A 16,290-nucleotide genomic window follows, 5' to 3' on the forward strand; every position below is an offset into this window, starting at 1 on the left:
GAGTGCCAAATTCCAAAGGCAGGCAGGCATCCAACAAGCTTACCGCGCGGACTTCGGACCTTTGCCGCGCACGCTCATTTTGAAGGGGACACCAGGGGCGCTCCATTCGTCGCGAATGACTTTCTCCAGATAGCGCATGTAGCTGTCGGTGAGTTTTGAGGCACGATTGGCGAAGAGCACGAAGTGCGGCACGGGAATGGCGAAACCTTCGGCTTCATTGACCTGGGTGGCATAGAGCAGCTTGAAGCTGTGTGTGCTGCGGCCCAGAGCACCGGGGGTGTTCTCGATGGCGTTGGCGAGCAGGCGGTTCAAGGCGCCGGTGCCAATGCGGTTCTGTGAGCCGCTGCGCACTTTTTCGATCTGCACGAAGAGCTTGCCGATGTGGTCTTTGTTCTTCGCCGAGATGGCGACGAGCGGGGCGTAGTTGAGGAAGAAGAATTCGCGGCGCATCAGTTCGTCCAGATGTTCGATGCGGTCCTTCTGGTTGCCATCCGGATGAAAGAGATCCCACTTGTTCATGACCAGGATGCAGGGTTTGCGCTCCTCCAAAATGAACTGGGCGATCTTGCGGTCCTGCATCTTTGCTCCTGCGGCACAGTCGATGACGAGCAGGCACAAGTCCGCGCGCTTGATGCTCTGCAGGCTGCGATCGACGCTGGAGATTTCGACGACCGTATCCAGATTCGCACGACGGCGGATGCCGGCGGTGTCGATGAGCTGGTACTGCTTGCCGTTCCAGGTGGCCTTGATGTCGAGGGCATCACGCGTGGTGCCGGGGACATCACTGACGATGGCACGGTCCGAGCCCAGAATGGCATTCACGAGCGAGGATTTGCCCGCGTTCGGGCGGCCCACGATGGCGAGCTTCAACGGACGCGTGTTTTGATGCGAGATGGCATCCTCCGTTTCGCTGGATTCCTTCAGGTCGAGGCGCTCGGAGATGAGTGCGACGAGTTCGTCGATGCCAAGGCCATGGGCGGCGCTGACTTCCAGGGTGTCGGGGAAGCCGAATTTGCTGAACTCGCTGGCGTTGAGCTTGCGCTTCGGGGAATCGGCCTTGTTGCAGACGAGAATGACGGGCTTGTTGGTGCGGCGCAGTTCGCGGGCGAGGCTCTGATCGATCGTGGTGATGCCATCGACGACATCGACAACGAACAGCAGCAGATCCGCCACATCCAGGGCGATGGAGGCCTCGATCTGCACCTGATCGGTCAAAACGTCGTCGGTGCTGGCGCCGATGCCGCCCGTGTCCATGATCTCAAACCATGCCGGACCCCGGCGGCACTGCGCCGTGATGCGGTCCCGTGTCACACCGGCCTGATCGTGGACGATGGAGATGGTTTTCCCGGCAAGGCGGTTGAAGAGTGCGGATTTACCCACATTGGGGCGTCCGACGATGGCAACGGTTTTGAGCATTGTTCAGAGAGCACGGTGAGCCCCCCGAGTCAATCATGTCCAGCGGCTTGCAACTGCTTGACACCGTCCGCCAGATTGAGAAAACCCGACAAGGCGGTGAAAGTGGCGGCAAAGATCGTGGGCCAGATGAGCCACTCGGGCTTGAGATCAAGCAGGATCCACAAAATGGCCGCCATCTGGGCAAAAGTGGCGGTTTTGCCAGTCCAGTGGGTGTGGATTTGGAATTTGCCGGCAAAGTGGTCGATCAGGAAAGCCCCGCCGATGGAAAGCAGGTCGCGGCCGATAACGAGAATCGGGAACCACAGGGGGAAATGCTGCCGCCAGGAGGTGAAACTCAGCAGAATGATGGCGGCGAGCATGAGCAGCTTGTCCGCAAGGGGGTCCATGATGGCCCCGAATCGGGTGCGCTGATTGAACCGGCGGGCGATCCAGCCGTCAATCGCGTCGCTGATCGAGGCGATGCCGAAGACGGCAGCCGCCCATTGGCGCAGGGCTTCATTGGGGTGCTCCCCGCGGGCGCTGTCGCCATAGTAGATCACCAGCCCGATGAAAACGGGAATCAGCAGGATGCGGAAGATGGTGATCTGATTGGCGAGGTTCACGCTGCTACGTTCGCGTTTACGGTTCACGGTTCAAGAGTTGAATCATGAAGTTTGATCGCTTTAGAATGCGGCATGTCGCAAATCGAGCCAGTGGATCTCTTGAACGCCTACTGTGAGGGAGCCTTCCCCATGGGGGAGGACGATGGCTCCATCTCATGGTACCGGCCGAAGATGCGCGGCATCCTGCCGGTGGCGGAGTTTCATGTGCCGCGCCGGTTTGAGCGCTACCTGAAGCAGCACCCGTTTGAAGTTCGCTGGAACACCTCCTTTGGAGATGTGATCCGGGGCTGCGCCGACCGTGAAAGCACCTGGATCACGGACGCCATCATGGACACGTACGAGGAGCTTCACCGCATTGGTTTTGCGCATTGCGTGGAGGTCTGGCGTGATGGCAAGCTGCGTGGCGGCGTCTATGGCGTGAGCATCGGCGGGGCGTTCTTCGGGGAATCGATGTTCAGCCGCGAGCCGCAGGCTTCCAAGGTGGCGCTGACGCACCTGCAATGGCGGCTGCATGAGCGCGGCTACCTGCTGCATGACACGCAGTGGACCACGCCACATCTCGCGATGTTTGGCGGGCACGAGATTCCCTGCGCGCAGTATCTGGAACTGCTGCAGCGGGCGATCTCGCGCAAGGCGACGTTTATGTGAGAAGAATCAGCTCTCGAAGTACGTGTAGCCGCGCAGACCTGCCTCGAAGCTTTCCATGATCTCGCGGCGCTCAGTGGCGGTGATGCGCTTGGAAACAACGGCGCTTTCTGCGAGGTTGCGGAAACGGGTGAGCATGTCCTTGGGATCGTATTCGACGTAGGTGAGCACTTCCGCGACGCTGTCGCCTTCGAGTTCGCGGCTGTATTTCACCTTGCCGTTTTCCACGCGGACGCTGACGACATTGGTGTCGCCGAGAAGATTGTGAAGATCGCCGAGAGTTTCCTGATACGCGCCGACGAGGAAGATGCCGAGCATGTACTCATGGCCCTTCTCGATCTGCGGGTCGTGCAGCGGGAGGGTGGAGTTGATGCCGTGGGAGTGGGCAAATTTGTCGATTTTGCCGTCGCTGTCGCAGGTGATGTCGGAGAGCACGGCATTGCGCGTGGGTTTCTCCTTGAGGCGGTGGATCGGCATGACCGGGAAGATCTGGTCGATGGCCCAAAGGTCTGGCAGGCTCTGGAAGACGCTGAAGTTGCCGTAGTAGAAATCGGTCATGATCGTATCAAGTCGATCCATCTGGCTCCCATCGTGGTCGCAGCTTTCCTTCATGCTGGCCACCCAGGTGAGGATGTCCCAGTAGAGCTCCTCACCGTGAGCACGCTCACGCAGGTTGACCTTGCCGTAATTGAACTCACTGCGGAGCTTGTCGCGGTAGTAGATGGCGTCGTTGTAGATCTCCTGCAGGCGGTCACGGGAGGTCTTGGAGGCATGCTTTTCGGCATCCAGTCGCAGCTCATAAAGATTGCGCAGGAGGGGCGGGGCATCCTTGTCGAGATCGAAATCGGCGACGCCCTTGCGCGGCTCAAAACGGTTGATGTCGAGGATGTTGATGATCAACACGGAGTAGTAGGCCACGATGGCGCGGCCGGACTCGGTGATGAGATCCGGATGCGGCACGCCAGCTTCGGCGGTGACTTCGGTGATCGCCTCGATGATGTCGGCGCAGTATTCCTTGGTGCCGTAGTTGCTGCTGGCTTCGCTGGCACCCTTGAGGCCGTCGTAGCTGATGGCGAGACCGCCGCCAAGATCGAGAATGCCCATGCGCGCACCTTCTTGCACCAGACCCACGTAAACACGCGCCGCTTCGGTGACCGCCTGGCGGATCGCGCGGATGTTTGGAATCTGCGAGCCCTGGTGGTAGTGCAGCATGCGTAGGCAGTCGAGCATGCCCTTTTCACGGAGGCTGTCCACGACGTGCATGAGCTGGGAGATGTTCAGGCCAAACATGCTGGCATCCCCGCCGGAGCCGCTCCAGTGGCCGGCGCTTTCGGCGCTGAGGCGGAAGCGCACGCCGAGAGTCGGGCGCACGCCCATTTTCTCACAACGATCCAGGATCAAGTCCAGCTCCGTCGGCATTTCCAGCACGAGGATGACCTGCAGACCCATTTTCTGCGCGTAGAGCGCGAGGTCGATGAACTCCTCGTCCTTGTAGCCGTTGCAGACGATGTAGGCTTCCGGATCGTGCATGTAGCTCAGCGCGGCGATGAGCTCCGGCTTGCTGCCGGCTTCGAGGCCGTAGTGATACTTGCGACCGTAGCGGGTGATTTCCTCGATGACTTCCTGCTGCTGGTTCACCTTGATGGGGTAAACGCCGCGATAGACGCCCTGGTATTTGCCTTCCTTGATCGCAGAGGCGAAGCCTTCGTTCAGTTCGTCGATGCGCCAGCGCAGCAGATCGCCGAAACGGATCAGCAGTGGCAGCTGGGTGCCGCGCTCGCGCAGACCTCTGACGATGGATGCGAGGGAGACGGACTTGGTTTTCTTGCCGTCCTTGAGTTTGACCACGACCTCGCCGGTTTTCGCGATGTCGAAATACTCATGCCCCCATTCGCGGATGCCATAAAGCTCGGCGCTGTCGTCGGTGGTCCATGTGGGGTTTTTCATTTTCGTGGGCTGGGTTGGAGGGGCTTTCAAGGGCCGCGATTATGGGGGCAAATTTGGAAATGCAAAGCGACATCTCGGAGAGGTGCGGCGCGGCCAAAACGCCCGGGGAGGGCCGGGGCGTCAGTGTCTGGCCCTGCGGAAGGCAAAAGGGATGTAAAGCAGAGAGTAAAAGACGAGGCCAAGACCGATGCTGGTGAGATTGTACCACGGCCACGGTCCGAGCTGGTCAAACAGGCTGGCCTGCACGGGTTTGGAGCACTGGAAAGCGTAGTTGGCGCCGATGGCGTAGTTCACGGCGGCGATCACGGCATACCAGGCCACGGAGAAGGTCATGATGCGCAGCACGGCCCCAGGGCGCGGGCGAACCTTCATGGCGGTGACGACGTAGATCGCTGTGATCGGCACTCCGGCGTGCATGATGAAAAACAAAAAGAAACGCGGGTCTGGAAACTCATAGATCAGGGCGGGGGTCAGCAGTCCCTGAAGGGTGCCTGCGATGCCAAAGAAATACACCACCTCACAAAAAAACGGACGGCGCGTCCATAGGGCGATGCCACCTGCCAGAGTGGCGACATCGCAGTACTGCAGGGGCAGCGCCGTGTACACACTGAGCGAGCCGTAAGTGGCGTGCACTGCCAGTCCCAGAGGATACAAGGCCAGCAGCATGGTACCAAGCACGCGCTGTGAAAGCAAGGCCCAGCGGGTGCGGGAAAGCAGCAGCATCACGATGAACAGTACCAGCGTGATGGCGAGCACCGCCTTGTGGGATGGGCCGTAAGGATGAAAGGCGGGAGGCATGGGCTCCATCATACGCGGAAGTTGCGGAAGTCAGTCGGTTTGTGGCATGTTGCGGGCATGTTACGCTCCAATCGTTCTGCGGCCCGCTCCACGAAACAGCTCACCGGAGGTTGTGCTGTGCTGTTTGGTCTGCCCTTCATCCTGGCCGGCTTAGCCGTCGGTGTGTTTCTCTATTTTCCGGCGATCAGTTCATGGTGGGCCTCGCGCAGCTGGGTGGAAGTGCCGTGCTGGATTGAGACTGCGGAACTCAAGACCTCGTCTGGTAACAAAGGTGGTACGACTTACCGTGTTGAGGCCAGTTATCGCTATGAGTTCGGCCGGCGCGGCTATCATGGTGATGAGGTGAGCTTCTTCGGTGGCTCCGACAACATGGGGGATTTTCAGAAGCAGGCGTTCCAGCAGCTTCAGTCGGCGAAGGGCAAAAAGCGGCCGTTTCGCTGCTTTGTGAATCCATCCAACCCGGAGCAGACCGTGCTGTTTCGCGATCTCCGCTGGGGACTGCTGCTCTTGATGTCGATTTTTCCGACGCTCTTCCCACTGGCAGGCTGTCTGGTTTCTATCGGTGGCTGGCGACAGTCGCGCAGGACGGCGCAGATTGCGCGGCTCAGAGAACAGCATCCGGGTGCTCCGTGGAGCTGGCGTCCCGAGTGGGTGGGGGAGAACATTTATCCAGAGCCGAACCCTCTGTCGTTTATTCTGGGAGTCGCCGGCTGGATTCTCCTAGTGCAGCTGCCGCTGGCCCTTGCGGTGATTCTGGGAGGGGAAATCGTCAAATCGGCGCTGGCTCTGCTGACGCTGATTCCCGTCGCGCTTGCTTTGATTCCGCTTCTCTTTGCCTGGAGACGGATCAAGTCACAGATGGTCTTTGGCCGCCCTGTGTTGCTGCTCAAGCAGGTTCCGGTTTCTCCAGGACATCCGCTGGTGGGCGAGCTGCGGTTTTCCAGGGCGCTTTCTCCTCTCAGCACCCTTTCCGTGCGTGTGCTCTGCCAGAGGCACATCACCCGCAACAGTGGTGACTCCCACGCCACCGCGAAGGAAACCATCTGGGAGCACACCACAACGCTGTCTGCTGCGGAGGCGCGGCGGGAAGTGGATGGCGTGGCGCTGCCGCTGCGCATCGACATTCCGCGTGGACTGCCCTGTGCTGCTGTGAACGAGGCTTCCATTGTTACGACAGATGGAGAGCAGCATGTTTGGACGCTGGAAGTCAGCTCCGGCCAGGGGGGCAGGCCGGTGGTGCTGCCGCTACCGGTGTTCGTTTCGGCGGCTGCAGCCGCTGACGCTGAAAGTGAGGTGGAAGCCTCCTCCGCGCAGCCGGAGCCGGCACCTCTGCTGAGCACGGATGATCTTCTCCTGCGCCTCAAGGCCAGAGGCATTGAGATGGAGATGGATGCCGACGGCATGCCCACATTCATCGACTGTCCTGCAGGGCGGAATCGGTATGTGGGCCTGTTTTTGCTGCTGTTTGGCCTGATTTGGTCTGCGGGCTTTCTGTTCATGCAGGCGAAGGGGGCACCGCTGATCTTCCGGCTGTTCTGGGGTATCACCTCGCCGCTCATTCTCGTGGGCAGCGCATGGACGCTGCTGCACAGCCTCCGCCTGGAGATTAACACACGCGAATTGCGCATCTTGAACCGTGTGGGGCCCTTTTATTCCTGGCAGGAGATTTTCGAGCCCCGCCACATCACCGGCTTCACCCACGACTCCAACACGCAGGCAGGCAACAAGTTCTACTACCGCGTGCGTGCGGAGACGATCTTCGGCAAAACCAAAACCCTTGTTGATGGCATCACCGAATCCGTTACTGCGGAGACGCTGGCGCGGCGGCTTGATGAATGGCGAAAGCAGAATGATCTTCCGCGCCGAGCCTAACCACCGTCCCGCAATGCCACGGCAGGGTCCACACGTGCTGCGAACCATGAAGGAACCAGCGCGGCCATGAGGCAGAGGGCGATGGCGGTGGCACAGATGGCAAGAATCTTCTCTGGATCGATGTGAGAGGGGATGCTGGAGAGGAAATAAATGTCCTGCGGAAAGATGTCGCGGCCGGTGATGTTGGAGATCTGATCGCGCAGCCAGTTGCGGATGCTGAGGAAGAAGAAGCCTCCTGCGAGCCCGGCCACCGCACCGACGAGTGCCACGATGCCCGCCTGGGCGACAAAGATGGCAATGATCTGCCACGCACGCGTGCCCAGAGCGGTGAGAATGCCGATCTCGCGGCGCTTTTTCACGGTGACGGTGATGGTGGTGTTCATCACGCATATGGCGGCCACGAGCATGATGAACAGCAGCAAAAACCACATCATCGTCTCCTGGTTTTTCACGGATTCCAGCATCATGCCGTGCTCCTGCTCCCAGGTGTGGTAATCCCAGTTTTCCGGCAGTGCGCCGGACTGGTACATCTTGATCATGACATGATCGGCGTTGTCCGGATCCTTCAGTTCCAGCTCGATGCCGCTGATGTCACTGTCGAGGTTGAAGAACTCCTGCGCGACATGCAGCGGCACGTAGCCACGCTTTCCAGCGGTATCTTCACGCAGCGTGGCGATGAGTTTGAGGTCCTTTGACAGGATGGTGACGTCGTCGAGAGCTGCGGCGCGCTTTTTCTTGTCTTCATTTTCGGGGATCTCGCGGTACTTTTGGATGAACTGGTTCACGCTTTCTGCGGCGTGCACAACGAGCGTATCACCCACCTTTGCACCGATCTCCTTCGCGAACTTGTCGCTGAGGACAATGGTGTCGTCCCTGAGATCGAATTTCCCCTGCCGGTACACGGCCTCACCTTTTTCGTTGATGGTTTTGGTGTCACCCAACGCGTCCGTCTTGATGTGCTTCTTGAGCTTTTGCAACAGCGCGTTGTCTTGGTCATCGGTCATGCCGATGACGCTGACACCTTGAAGATTGGCGTCATTTTCAACGACGAGTATGCCGAGGCGGCCCTCCTTTGTTCTGTCCGCCACCGGCACGGCTGAAACGACTTCAGGACGCTTGGCGAGGCTTTTCTGCAGCTCGCGCCAATCGACGGGTTTCGGGCCGCCGGGTTCGCCCTCCATCGAACCCAAAGGCTCCACCATGGCATGCGGTTCAAAGCCAATGAGCATCTGCCTGTACTCACGCTGCCAGCCGCTGAACACGGACATCACAAAGACCAGCACGCCGACGCCGAGCATGACACCGAGCATCGAGATCACGGTGATGACCGAGATGAACGAGCGTGTGGGTCGCAGGTAGCGCAGGGCGAGGAAGAGGGGGGCGCTGGTCATTGGGGGGCTTTAAATCGTGAAGGTTGAGTACAATTCCGATCAGTCCCGCAGCGCCACCGCAGGGTCCACGCGTGAGGCCAGCCAGGCGGGGGGCAGGGCGGCCAGCAGGCAGAATGTGATGGAACCGATGCAGGTGACCACGATGAACCACGGTTCGATCTGGGCCGGTATGGTGGCGAGGAACATGCCCGAATCGGCGTTGGCGCTGCCACCGCTTAGGACTGCGATGCCCATGCGGATTTCATCACGGTACTGCAGCACGAGTCCGCTGAGTATGAGGCCCGCCAGCGTTCCGAGGATGCCGACGAAGGCGGCCTGCGAGACAAAGATGCCAATGATCTGGCTCTGCCGCGAACCGAGCGCGGTCAGCACGCCAATCTCGCGCCGCTTCTGGGTCGTGACGGTGATGGTCGTGTTCATGACCGAGAATGCCGCGACGACGGCGATGATCAGGAGGACGATCCACATCATCACACGTTCGTTGCTCATGGCGGCCAGGCGCGCATCCCCAGCATCGGTCCAAAGTGAGGCGCTCCATGTGGCCGGAACGACTCCCGCAGCGGTGAAGCGTTTGATCACCTCCTTGACCTCGCCCGGCTGCTTCAGTTCGATGAGCACCCCGCTGACCTTCTCGCCAAAGCCAAAGATCTTCTGCGCCGTTTCCAGAGTGACGTAGCCGTAGGTGCCGGCGGATTCCATTCGCGTGGTGCCCAGCAGCTTGATCTCCATGGGATTCAGCTTGATCTCCTCATAGGCGGCGTGGCGTTTCGTCTCGTCCTGCTCATCCGAGGCGATGCGGAAACGCTTCACTGCGCTGGTGACATTCTTGGAAGCATAGACGCTGATGGCGTCTCCCGGATGGGCATTGAGTCCGCCCGCCACATAATCGGCACAGACCACACCGCCCGGCGTGAGTTCCAGCACGCCTTCAGCCTTGTGCTTGGCGACCTTGGACATGTAAAATTTCGCGCCATCTTCCGGCAGGCCGAGAACATCCATTCCTGACTGCTGGCCATCGTGTTCTGCAAACATGGCGCTGCCGATGTAGCTGCTGGCGGCGAGCACGTCCGGCTGCAGGCGCACCTTGGCGAGCACGTCGGCTGCTGATTTGGCATCCGTGGGCTTTTTGTCCTGCGGTTGCAGCAGGATGTGCGGCTCTGAACCGATGAGTGTTTTGCGGAACTCACCTTCGAAACCCTTCATGACCGAACTGACCACGATCATCATCAGCACACCGACCGCGACACCGAGGATCGAGATGACCGTGATGACCGAGACAAACGAACGCTTCGCACGCAGATAGCGGCGGGCGAGAAAGAAGGTGACGTTCGAGAGCATGTGGGGCGCAACAAAGCGATGCCCGCGCTACTTCGCAACTGCCGTGATGCCAAACAGAGGCAACGATTTCTGCACGGACTGATACACGCCCCAGCCGAGCGGCACGGTGATCCAGGTCCAGGCGAGGAGAAGGGTGAGGGCTTTCATGGCGAATCAGGCTTGGGCGTTTTCAGCGAGGTGGTGCTTGGGATCGACGGGGCGGACGAGCAGATTGGAGATCAAACCGACGACGAGCAGGCCGACCATGAGGTGAAAGATCGAGTTGTAAGCCTGTTCGGGCGGCATGATTTTTTTGTTGGCCACGGAAAGGCGGTCCATGAGCTGGGGGCCGAGAATCGCCGCCACCGACCAGGCGGTGATGAGACGGCCATGGATCGCGCCGACTTGGTAGCTTCCAAACAGATCGCGCAGGTAGGCCGGGATCGTGGCAAAACCACCGCCATACATCGTGAGGATCAGCCCGGTGGCCACGACGAAGAGAGTCACGCTGCCCTGGCCTTGGATCCACGGCACGCTGGCATACAAGACGGCCCCTAGAATGAAGTAGATGCAGTAGATGCCCTTGCGCCCGATGAGATCAGACATGGAGGACCAGAAAAATCGGCCGCCGAGATTGCAGAGCGATAGCAGGCCGACGTATCCGGCTGCAGCCGCAGGCGTGACCTTGAACATGTCCTGAATCATCGGCGAGGCCTGGCCGAGGATGCCAATGCCGGCGCTCACGTTCATGCAGAGCACCACCCAGAGCATCCAGAACTGCGGTGTCTTCCAGGCGGTGTCCACGGCGACGTTCGCCGTCGTGACCAGTTTTGAAACATGTTCCGTCGGCACCCAGCCAGCAGGCTTCCAGCCTTCAGGTGGCACGCGCACGATCAAAGCCCCAAACACCATCGAGATGGCATAAAGACCCGCCATCACCAACAGCGTCTCTGCGGCCCCGACAGAGCTGGCCGTGGCAAAGCGCTTCATCAGTTCCTCCGCCAGCGGGCCGCCGATGAGCGCACCGCCGCCAAATCCCATGATTGCCATGCCGGTGGCCATGCCCGGACGGTCAGGGAACCATTTCATCAAGGTGGAAACCGGAGCAATGTACCCCAGTCCCAGTCCGATGCCGCCGACCAACCCATACCCTGCATACAGCAGCCAGAGCTGGTGCCACCGCACGGCAAGCGCCGTGAGAACCAGACCGCTGCAAAAGCAAAGCATGCTGGCGAACATGGTTTTACGCGGACCGCTGCGCTCGACCCACTTGCCAAAGAACGCCGCAGACAGACCGAGCAGGGCAAGCGCGATCGAGTAAGCCACACCGACATCGGCTTCGCTCCAATCACCAGCGCCGGGAGCTGTGATGCCCAGTGCTTTGGCGAGCGGCTTCTTGAAAACGCTGAATCCATACACCTGCCCGATGCACATGTGAACAGCGATGGCGGCAGGCGGAACGAGCCAGCGGCTGAATCCAGGGCTGGCGACGGTGGCTTCACGGGAGAGGAAAGACATGGTTGTAGGTAGTAGGAGGCCGCAGGTGGTTTCCTGGCGGGTCGGACAAGGAAAGCTCAAAGATCGACAAGAAACGCCCGGTTTCATACGTTTCGAGCACTGGCCGGTCATTTCACCGGCCGCACCCATACCAACATACCTCGATGAAAACACTGCTCACCATCTGCGCCCTCTCCTTCACTTCGGTCGCCATGGCCGCCGACAAATGCCCCATCAGCGGCAAGCCTGCTGACTCCAGCATCACCAGCACCGGCAAAGACGGCAAAACCGTCGCCTTCTGCTGCGAAAAGTGCAAAGCCAAGTTCGACGCCAAGAACAAGTAGTCACTACGGCGCTGAGACGATCAGCGTTTGAAAGCGGAACCGGGAAACTGGTTCCGCTTTTTCATGCTTCAGCGGCGTCGCCCGTCTCGCTCACGCATCTTGCGTTCATAGCCGGCAAGAACGAAATCTTTGTCACGTGCGCGCAGAAGAGCATCATCGAGGGAAATGAAGCCATGGATGGCAAGATGGGTCACACTGTCATCAATGGTATGCATGCCGTCGTTGGCGCCGATTTGAATCAGGCTGGGAAGCTGCTGGAGCCGGCGGGAGCGGATGCAGGAGGCGATGCCCGGATTGTTGACCATGATTTCAGAGGCCATCACCCGGCCGTCCTGATCAAGCCGTGGCATCAGGTTCTGACAGATCACGCCTTTCAGGCAGTTGGCCAGCTGCGATGCCACGAAATCCTGCTGGTCTTCCGGGAAGGCATCCATCACACGCATGACGGTCGAAGGGGCGTCCTGGGTGTGCAGGGTGCTGATGACGAGGTGACCGGTCTCGGCGGCGGTCAGGGCGGTGCTGATGGTCTCCAGATCGCGCAGCTCACTGATGACGATGACGTTCGCATCCTGACGCAGCGCGCTGCGCAGGGCCTGCGCAAAGGAGTGTGTGTCGCTGCCCAGCTGGCGCTGGCGTATGAGGCTGTGCGAATGTTTGAAAACGTACTCAATGGGGTCTTCGATGCTGACAATGTTGACCCGACGTGATCTTGAGATGTGCTGCGTCATTGAGCTCAGGGTCGTTGTCTTGCCGGCATTGCTGGTGCCGGTGACAAGGATCATGCCGCTGCTCAGGGTGCAGAAGCTCTCCACCGTTGGACCGTGACCCAGATCGCGCAGCTCAGGGATCACCTCGGGAATAAAGCGGAAGGAGGCTTCGATACGCCCCAGGACGTAGCAGGCATTGCCACGGAAACGTCCCAGATTCGCCACCTGAATGGCGAAATCCAGTTCCCAGTCCTGCTCTAGTTTAACACGCTGAGTTTCTTTCAAGACGCCAAAAACCAGGTCGCGAATGTCGCCGATGTCGAGGAGTTCATCCGTCAGTGGCTGGAGCTGACCGCTGATGCGTCCTGTGGGCGCGGCACCCACGCTAAGGTGCAAATCCGAGCCGCCTTGGTCCGTGACCATGACAAGATATTCAATGAGATCGTGGGCGCGCATGGATGAGGGAAGAGTGGTCAGGAGATGCCGCGCGCGGCGCGGCGGAATTCAGCCTCGTTGCCTATGGAGGCGATGGCTTCAGATTCTGAGATGATGCCCCCCTGGTAGGCTGCAATAATGGACTGCAGGAAGGTGCGCGTATTGGGATCGGTGCCGCGGCTCATGTAGTCTGTGATGTCCGCGACGCTTCGTTTCGCGATCCAGTCACGCACGGCTCCACCGTTTTCCAGGCATTCTGTCAGCATGGAGAGCTTGCCTTGGACGTTCGGGACGAGTTTCTGGCACAAGACTCCGATCAGCTGATGTGAAAGCAGGTGCAAACCGATGCCGACTTGATCCGGTGGGAACATGTTTACAAAACGCTCCATTGTGTCGGAGACGGTGGCGGAATGCATTGATGCGAGCACGAGATGGCCGGTTTCACAAGCCTGGAGCGCGGTGAAAGCTGTTTCGTGGTCGCGAATTTCTCCCACAAAAATCACATCAGGCGCCTGACGCATGGCACTGCGCAGGCCACGGGCAAACGTGGGTGTGTCGCGGCCTACCTCACGCTGGGTGAAGAGGCAGCGGTTGTTGGCAAAGATGTACTCCACTGGATCCTCGATCGTCACCACGTGACGGGCGATGTTTTCATTCATCCACTGCAGCAGCGCCGCCAGTGTGGTTGATTTCCCCTGACCCGTGGCACCGGTGACGAGTATCATGCCGTTTTTTTTCTGCGCCCAGCGCTGCAACAGCCATTCCGGCGCGCCCAGGGTTTGCATGGCAGGAATATCTGTGCGGATGCGGCGCAGTACGGCAGCCATGCGGCCCAGCACCTTGTGCAGGTTGACACGGAAGCGTGTGTGCGTGCGGGAGAGCAGTCCAGAGTCACGGTCTGTGTCATTCAGCGTGTCACCGCCACAGGCCTGCCAGAGCCCGGCCATCTGCGGCAGCAGCAGCGGATCATCGCCAAAAATCATGAGCTGTTCGGCGATCTTCATTCGCGGCACTTCGCCTTCCTGCAGGAAAATATCACTCGCCTGATGCTCTTCAGCGGCTTGGAGGATGTCGTCGATGGTAATTGCCATGGTTGTGATCAAGCTAGCGGGCGCCGCTCAGGTGCTCAACCTCGCTCTCAGGGTTTTGTTACAAGGAATCTGATGGGATGCCGTGTTCTTCGAGCAACTGCCCGCAGTACCACAGCATGCGCGGCAGATGGAACGGCCCCTTCCACATGCCGCCCTTCAGCTGGGAGGATGGGGAGCCATCCCGGTGCAGGTAGCCAAACCACTCACCGTATGCCGCATCGGGAAAGTGCGCAAAACTCCAGTCATGCACCTGCTGGTGCCACTGTGCGTATTTGGCATCCCCAGTGATGTGCCAGGCCAGATGCGTGGCGATGATGGCCTCGTTGTGCGGCCACCAGAATTTCATGTCGTGCCAGTATTCCTGCACCGGTTTGCCCTTCACATCTCGGAAATGGAAAATGCCGCCATGCTCCTCGTCCCAGCCGCGCTGCCACATGCAGTCGAGGATCTCCAGACCGAGCTTGATGTAGCTGTTCTCACCACGCTTACGGCCTTCATGCAGAATGAACCACGCACACTCCAGCGCATGGCCCGGGTTCAGCGTGCGGCCGTCGAAATGGTCGATGATCGATCCATCCGGTGAAACGATCTCCATCAATGCCCCGATGGCCGGTTTGAAGAAGAACTGCTGGATCTCCAAAATGAAGCGGTCAGCCCACTCTGAGCAGCTATGTCCTGAAATTTTCACATCACCCAGGTTGGCGCGAAGTTCCTGTGCTGTGGCGATGCCGATCATCAAGGCGCCGATGCTCATCATGGGCCGCGTGTTCGGCTCGATCTTCGGGTGCATCAGCCCCTTCTCGAAGGAGAATTTCAAATAGGTGGCGAAGTCCTTCTTCGCACGCTCGGCATAGGTTTCATCCCCCGTGGCCTTTGCATAGGCCGCATGGGCAATGGCCGCAAAGGCTTCACTGAACACATAGCGCCGCATGCGCAGCGGTCTGCCTTCGCGTGTGACGGTGAAGAACAGTTTTCCATCCGTGGAGTAGCCATGCTTCTCCAGAAATGCCAGGCACGAGCCTGCGGCCTCGATCCAGTCGCTGCGCTTCTCCACATGGTTGTAAAGCGTTGAGAGCATCCAAGCTGCCCGCCCTTGGAACCAGATGCTCTTGTCCGTGTCCAGAATCGATCCATCGCGGTCAAGGGATGTGATGATGCCGTCAAACTCACGGTCCATGCCGTGCTTCATCCAGAAGGGCATCACGTCTTTGAGCAACGTGTCGCGGTAGAGCGCCTTCAGGTTCTGGCGATAAAGAGGGTCGGCAACAGTGAGGTTCATTTGGCCCACTCTGGCGGCTCTGCCTCAAACGTCACGCGTTCCTTCGTCAAAGGATGCGTGAAGGTGATGCGCAGGGCATGCAGGCAGAGCGGGGGATCTCCCACGGCCAGGGTCTGGGTCTCCCCGACTTCGCCATCGGCCAGGTAGGCGGCGTCACCCACAATCGGGAAGCCAAGATGCCAGAGATGGATGCGGATTTGATTCGTGCGTCCGGTGAGCGGGCGGGCCTCCAGGAGTGCCGTGCCATCGGCATCGCGCCTCAGTACTCGGAACTCGGTTCGGGCCTCCTGTCCTTCGGCATCGACGGAGCGGCCACCCAGCTTGCCGGCTTCGCCACTGATGGGCGCATCGCAGGTAAAGGTATCCTGTGGCGGGTGCCCCTTCACGCGGGCGAGATAAAGCTTCTCGACCTCTCCACGCTCAAACTGCGGCTGTACGAAGCAGGCAAAGTGGCGTGTCTTGCACAGCACGGTCACACCGGTCGTGTTGGCATCCAAGCGGTGGACGCTGCGCGGTTTCAACGGATGCCAGACGGTGTTAAGGATGAACTGCAGCGTGTTGCGATTGAACCTGCCGCCCACATGCACCGGCAGCGGCGCGGGCTTGTTGAGCACGATGATGGCCTCATCTTCAAACAGCACGCGGATGTCCGCATTCACATCCGGCTCACGCTGGGCTGGCTTCAGGTGCAGGTAACGCTCTCCGGCACGCACGATTTGATGTGCCGGCACGATCACCCGATCATCCGTCACGATGCGTCCTTCTTCACAGACCGCGAGCCACTGCTCACGCGGGATGTGCGGCATCACGTGGCAGAGGCAGTCAAGAATGGTGGCGTGATCACAGGCCTCCGGCACATTCAGCGGCCGTGTCTGATCATAAGGCACGCTGCCGGGCAGCGGCGTCACCGCCTGGCGGATCGCCGCATGTCGCTGCGCCAGATTTTCGC

At 59.7% G+C, this 16,290-nt stretch carries 15 protein-coding genes; 3 read left to right on the plus strand and 12 right to left on the minus strand.

Annotation, left to right across the window (positions count from 1 at the left end):
• Positions 1-39: 39 nt before the first annotated feature.
• Positions 40-1,416, minus strand: a complete 1,377-nt coding sequence (gene der, locus AC24GY_RS01440) for a ribosome biogenesis GTPase Der (protein WP_487679666.1) — start codon at positions 1,414-1,416, stop codon at positions 40-42.
• 29 nt (positions 1,417-1,445) lie between these two features.
• Complete coding sequence (gene pgsA / locus AC24GY_RS01445) at positions 1,446-2,045, minus strand: CDP-diacylglycerol--glycerol-3-phosphate 3-phosphatidyltransferase (protein ID WP_487679668.1); 600 nt, start codon at positions 2,043-2,045, stop codon at positions 1,446-1,448.
• Positions 2,046-2,090: 45 nt separating this feature from the next.
• Here pgsA and aat point away from each other — a divergent pair, with 45 nt between their 5' ends.
• On the plus strand, positions 2,091-2,666 hold the full coding sequence (gene aat, locus AC24GY_RS01450; protein ID WP_422322215.1) for a leucyl/phenylalanyl-tRNA--protein transferase: 576 nt from the start codon (positions 2,091-2,093) through the stop codon (positions 2,664-2,666).
• Between the two features lie 6 nt (positions 2,667-2,672).
• Here the strand turns inward: aat and speA are convergent, their stop codons facing one another.
• Both speA and AC24GY_RS01460 read right to left on the minus strand, forming a co-directional pair.
• Positions 2,673-4,610: a biosynthetic arginine decarboxylase gene (gene speA / locus AC24GY_RS01455; protein WP_422322216.1), complete on the minus strand. Its 1,938-nt coding sequence runs from the start codon at positions 4,608-4,610 to the stop codon at positions 2,673-2,675.
• Positions 4,611-4,730: 120 nt separating this feature from the next.
• Positions 4,731-5,408: a YwaF family protein gene (locus AC24GY_RS01460; protein WP_487679671.1), complete on the minus strand. Its 678-nt coding sequence runs from the start codon at positions 5,406-5,408 to the stop codon at positions 4,731-4,733.
• 57 nt (positions 5,409-5,465) lie between these two features.
• Between AC24GY_RS01460 and AC24GY_RS01465 the strand changes: the two genes are divergently transcribed.
• Positions 5,466-7,280: a DUF3592 domain-containing protein gene (locus AC24GY_RS01465; protein WP_487679672.1), complete on the plus strand. Its 1,815-nt coding sequence runs from the start codon at positions 5,466-5,468 to the stop codon at positions 7,278-7,280.
• Here the strand turns inward: AC24GY_RS01465 and AC24GY_RS01470 are convergent.
• Genes AC24GY_RS01470 through AC24GY_RS01485 form a run of 4 tightly spaced genes read right to left on the minus strand, consistent with a single transcriptional unit; the run spans position 7,277 to position 11,506 of the window.
• The gene (locus AC24GY_RS01470) at positions 7,277-8,671 is read right to left on the minus strand and encodes an FtsX-like permease family protein (RefSeq protein WP_487679673.1); all 1,395 of its coding nucleotides are present in this window, start codon (positions 8,669-8,671) and stop codon (positions 7,277-7,279) included. The two genes, AC24GY_RS01465 and AC24GY_RS01470, sit on opposite strands and share 4 nt — an antisense overlap.
• A 39-nt stretch (positions 8,672-8,710) precedes the next feature.
• Entirely contained in the window at positions 8,711-10,009 is a 1,299-nt protein-coding gene (locus tag AC24GY_RS01475) for an FtsX-like permease family protein (RefSeq protein WP_487679674.1), read from the minus strand.
• A gap of 27 nt (positions 10,010-10,036) precedes the next feature.
• Positions 10,037-10,156: an MFS transporter small subunit gene (locus tag AC24GY_RS01480; protein ID WP_482812993.1), complete on the minus strand. Its 120-nt coding sequence runs from the start codon at positions 10,154-10,156 to the stop codon at positions 10,037-10,039.
• A 6-nt stretch (positions 10,157-10,162) separates the two neighbouring features.
• On the minus strand, positions 10,163-11,506 hold the full coding sequence (locus AC24GY_RS01485; RefSeq protein ID WP_487679676.1) for an L-lactate MFS transporter: 1,344 nt from the start codon (positions 11,504-11,506) through the stop codon (positions 10,163-10,165).
• A 143-nt stretch (positions 11,507-11,649) separates the two neighbouring features.
• Here AC24GY_RS01485 and AC24GY_RS01490 point away from each other — a divergent pair, with 143 nt between their 5' ends.
• Positions 11,650-11,829 carry a hypothetical protein gene (locus AC24GY_RS01490; protein ID WP_395730891.1) on the plus strand — a complete coding sequence of 60 codons (180 nt, stop codon included), beginning with the start codon at positions 11,650-11,652 and terminating at the stop codon, positions 11,827-11,829.
• 68 nt (positions 11,830-11,897) lie between these two features.
• On the opposite strand, the gene AC24GY_RS01495 is transcribed toward AC24GY_RS01490, so the two are convergent.
• From AC24GY_RS01495 to AC24GY_RS01510, 4 genes are read right to left on the minus strand one after another with little or no spacing between them, the layout of a single operon-like run.
• A complete protein-coding gene (locus AC24GY_RS01495) occupies positions 11,898-12,992 on the minus strand; it encodes a type IV pilus twitching motility protein PilT (protein ID WP_422322223.1) in 1,095 nt (364 codons plus the stop codon).
• A gap of 17 nt (positions 12,993-13,009) precedes the next feature.
• Positions 13,010-14,062, minus strand: a complete 1,053-nt coding sequence (locus AC24GY_RS01500; protein WP_487679678.1) for a type IV pilus twitching motility protein PilT — start codon at positions 14,060-14,062, stop codon at positions 13,010-13,012.
• A 58-nt stretch (positions 14,063-14,120) separates the two neighbouring features.
• Positions 14,121-15,341 carry an AGE family epimerase/isomerase gene (locus AC24GY_RS01505; protein ID WP_487679680.1) on the minus strand — a complete coding sequence of 407 codons (1,221 nt, stop codon included), beginning with the start codon at positions 15,339-15,341 and terminating at the stop codon, positions 14,121-14,123.
• Positions 15,338-16,249: an RluA family pseudouridine synthase gene (locus AC24GY_RS01510; RefSeq protein WP_487680149.1), complete on the minus strand. Its 912-nt coding sequence runs from the start codon at positions 16,247-16,249 to the stop codon at positions 15,338-15,340. The genes AC24GY_RS01505 and AC24GY_RS01510 overlap by 4 nt, the downstream gene beginning before the upstream one ends.
• Positions 16,250-16,290: the final 41 nt, after the last annotated feature.

It is taken from the genome of Prosthecobacter sp. Pr1 (genome assembly GCF_057652315.1).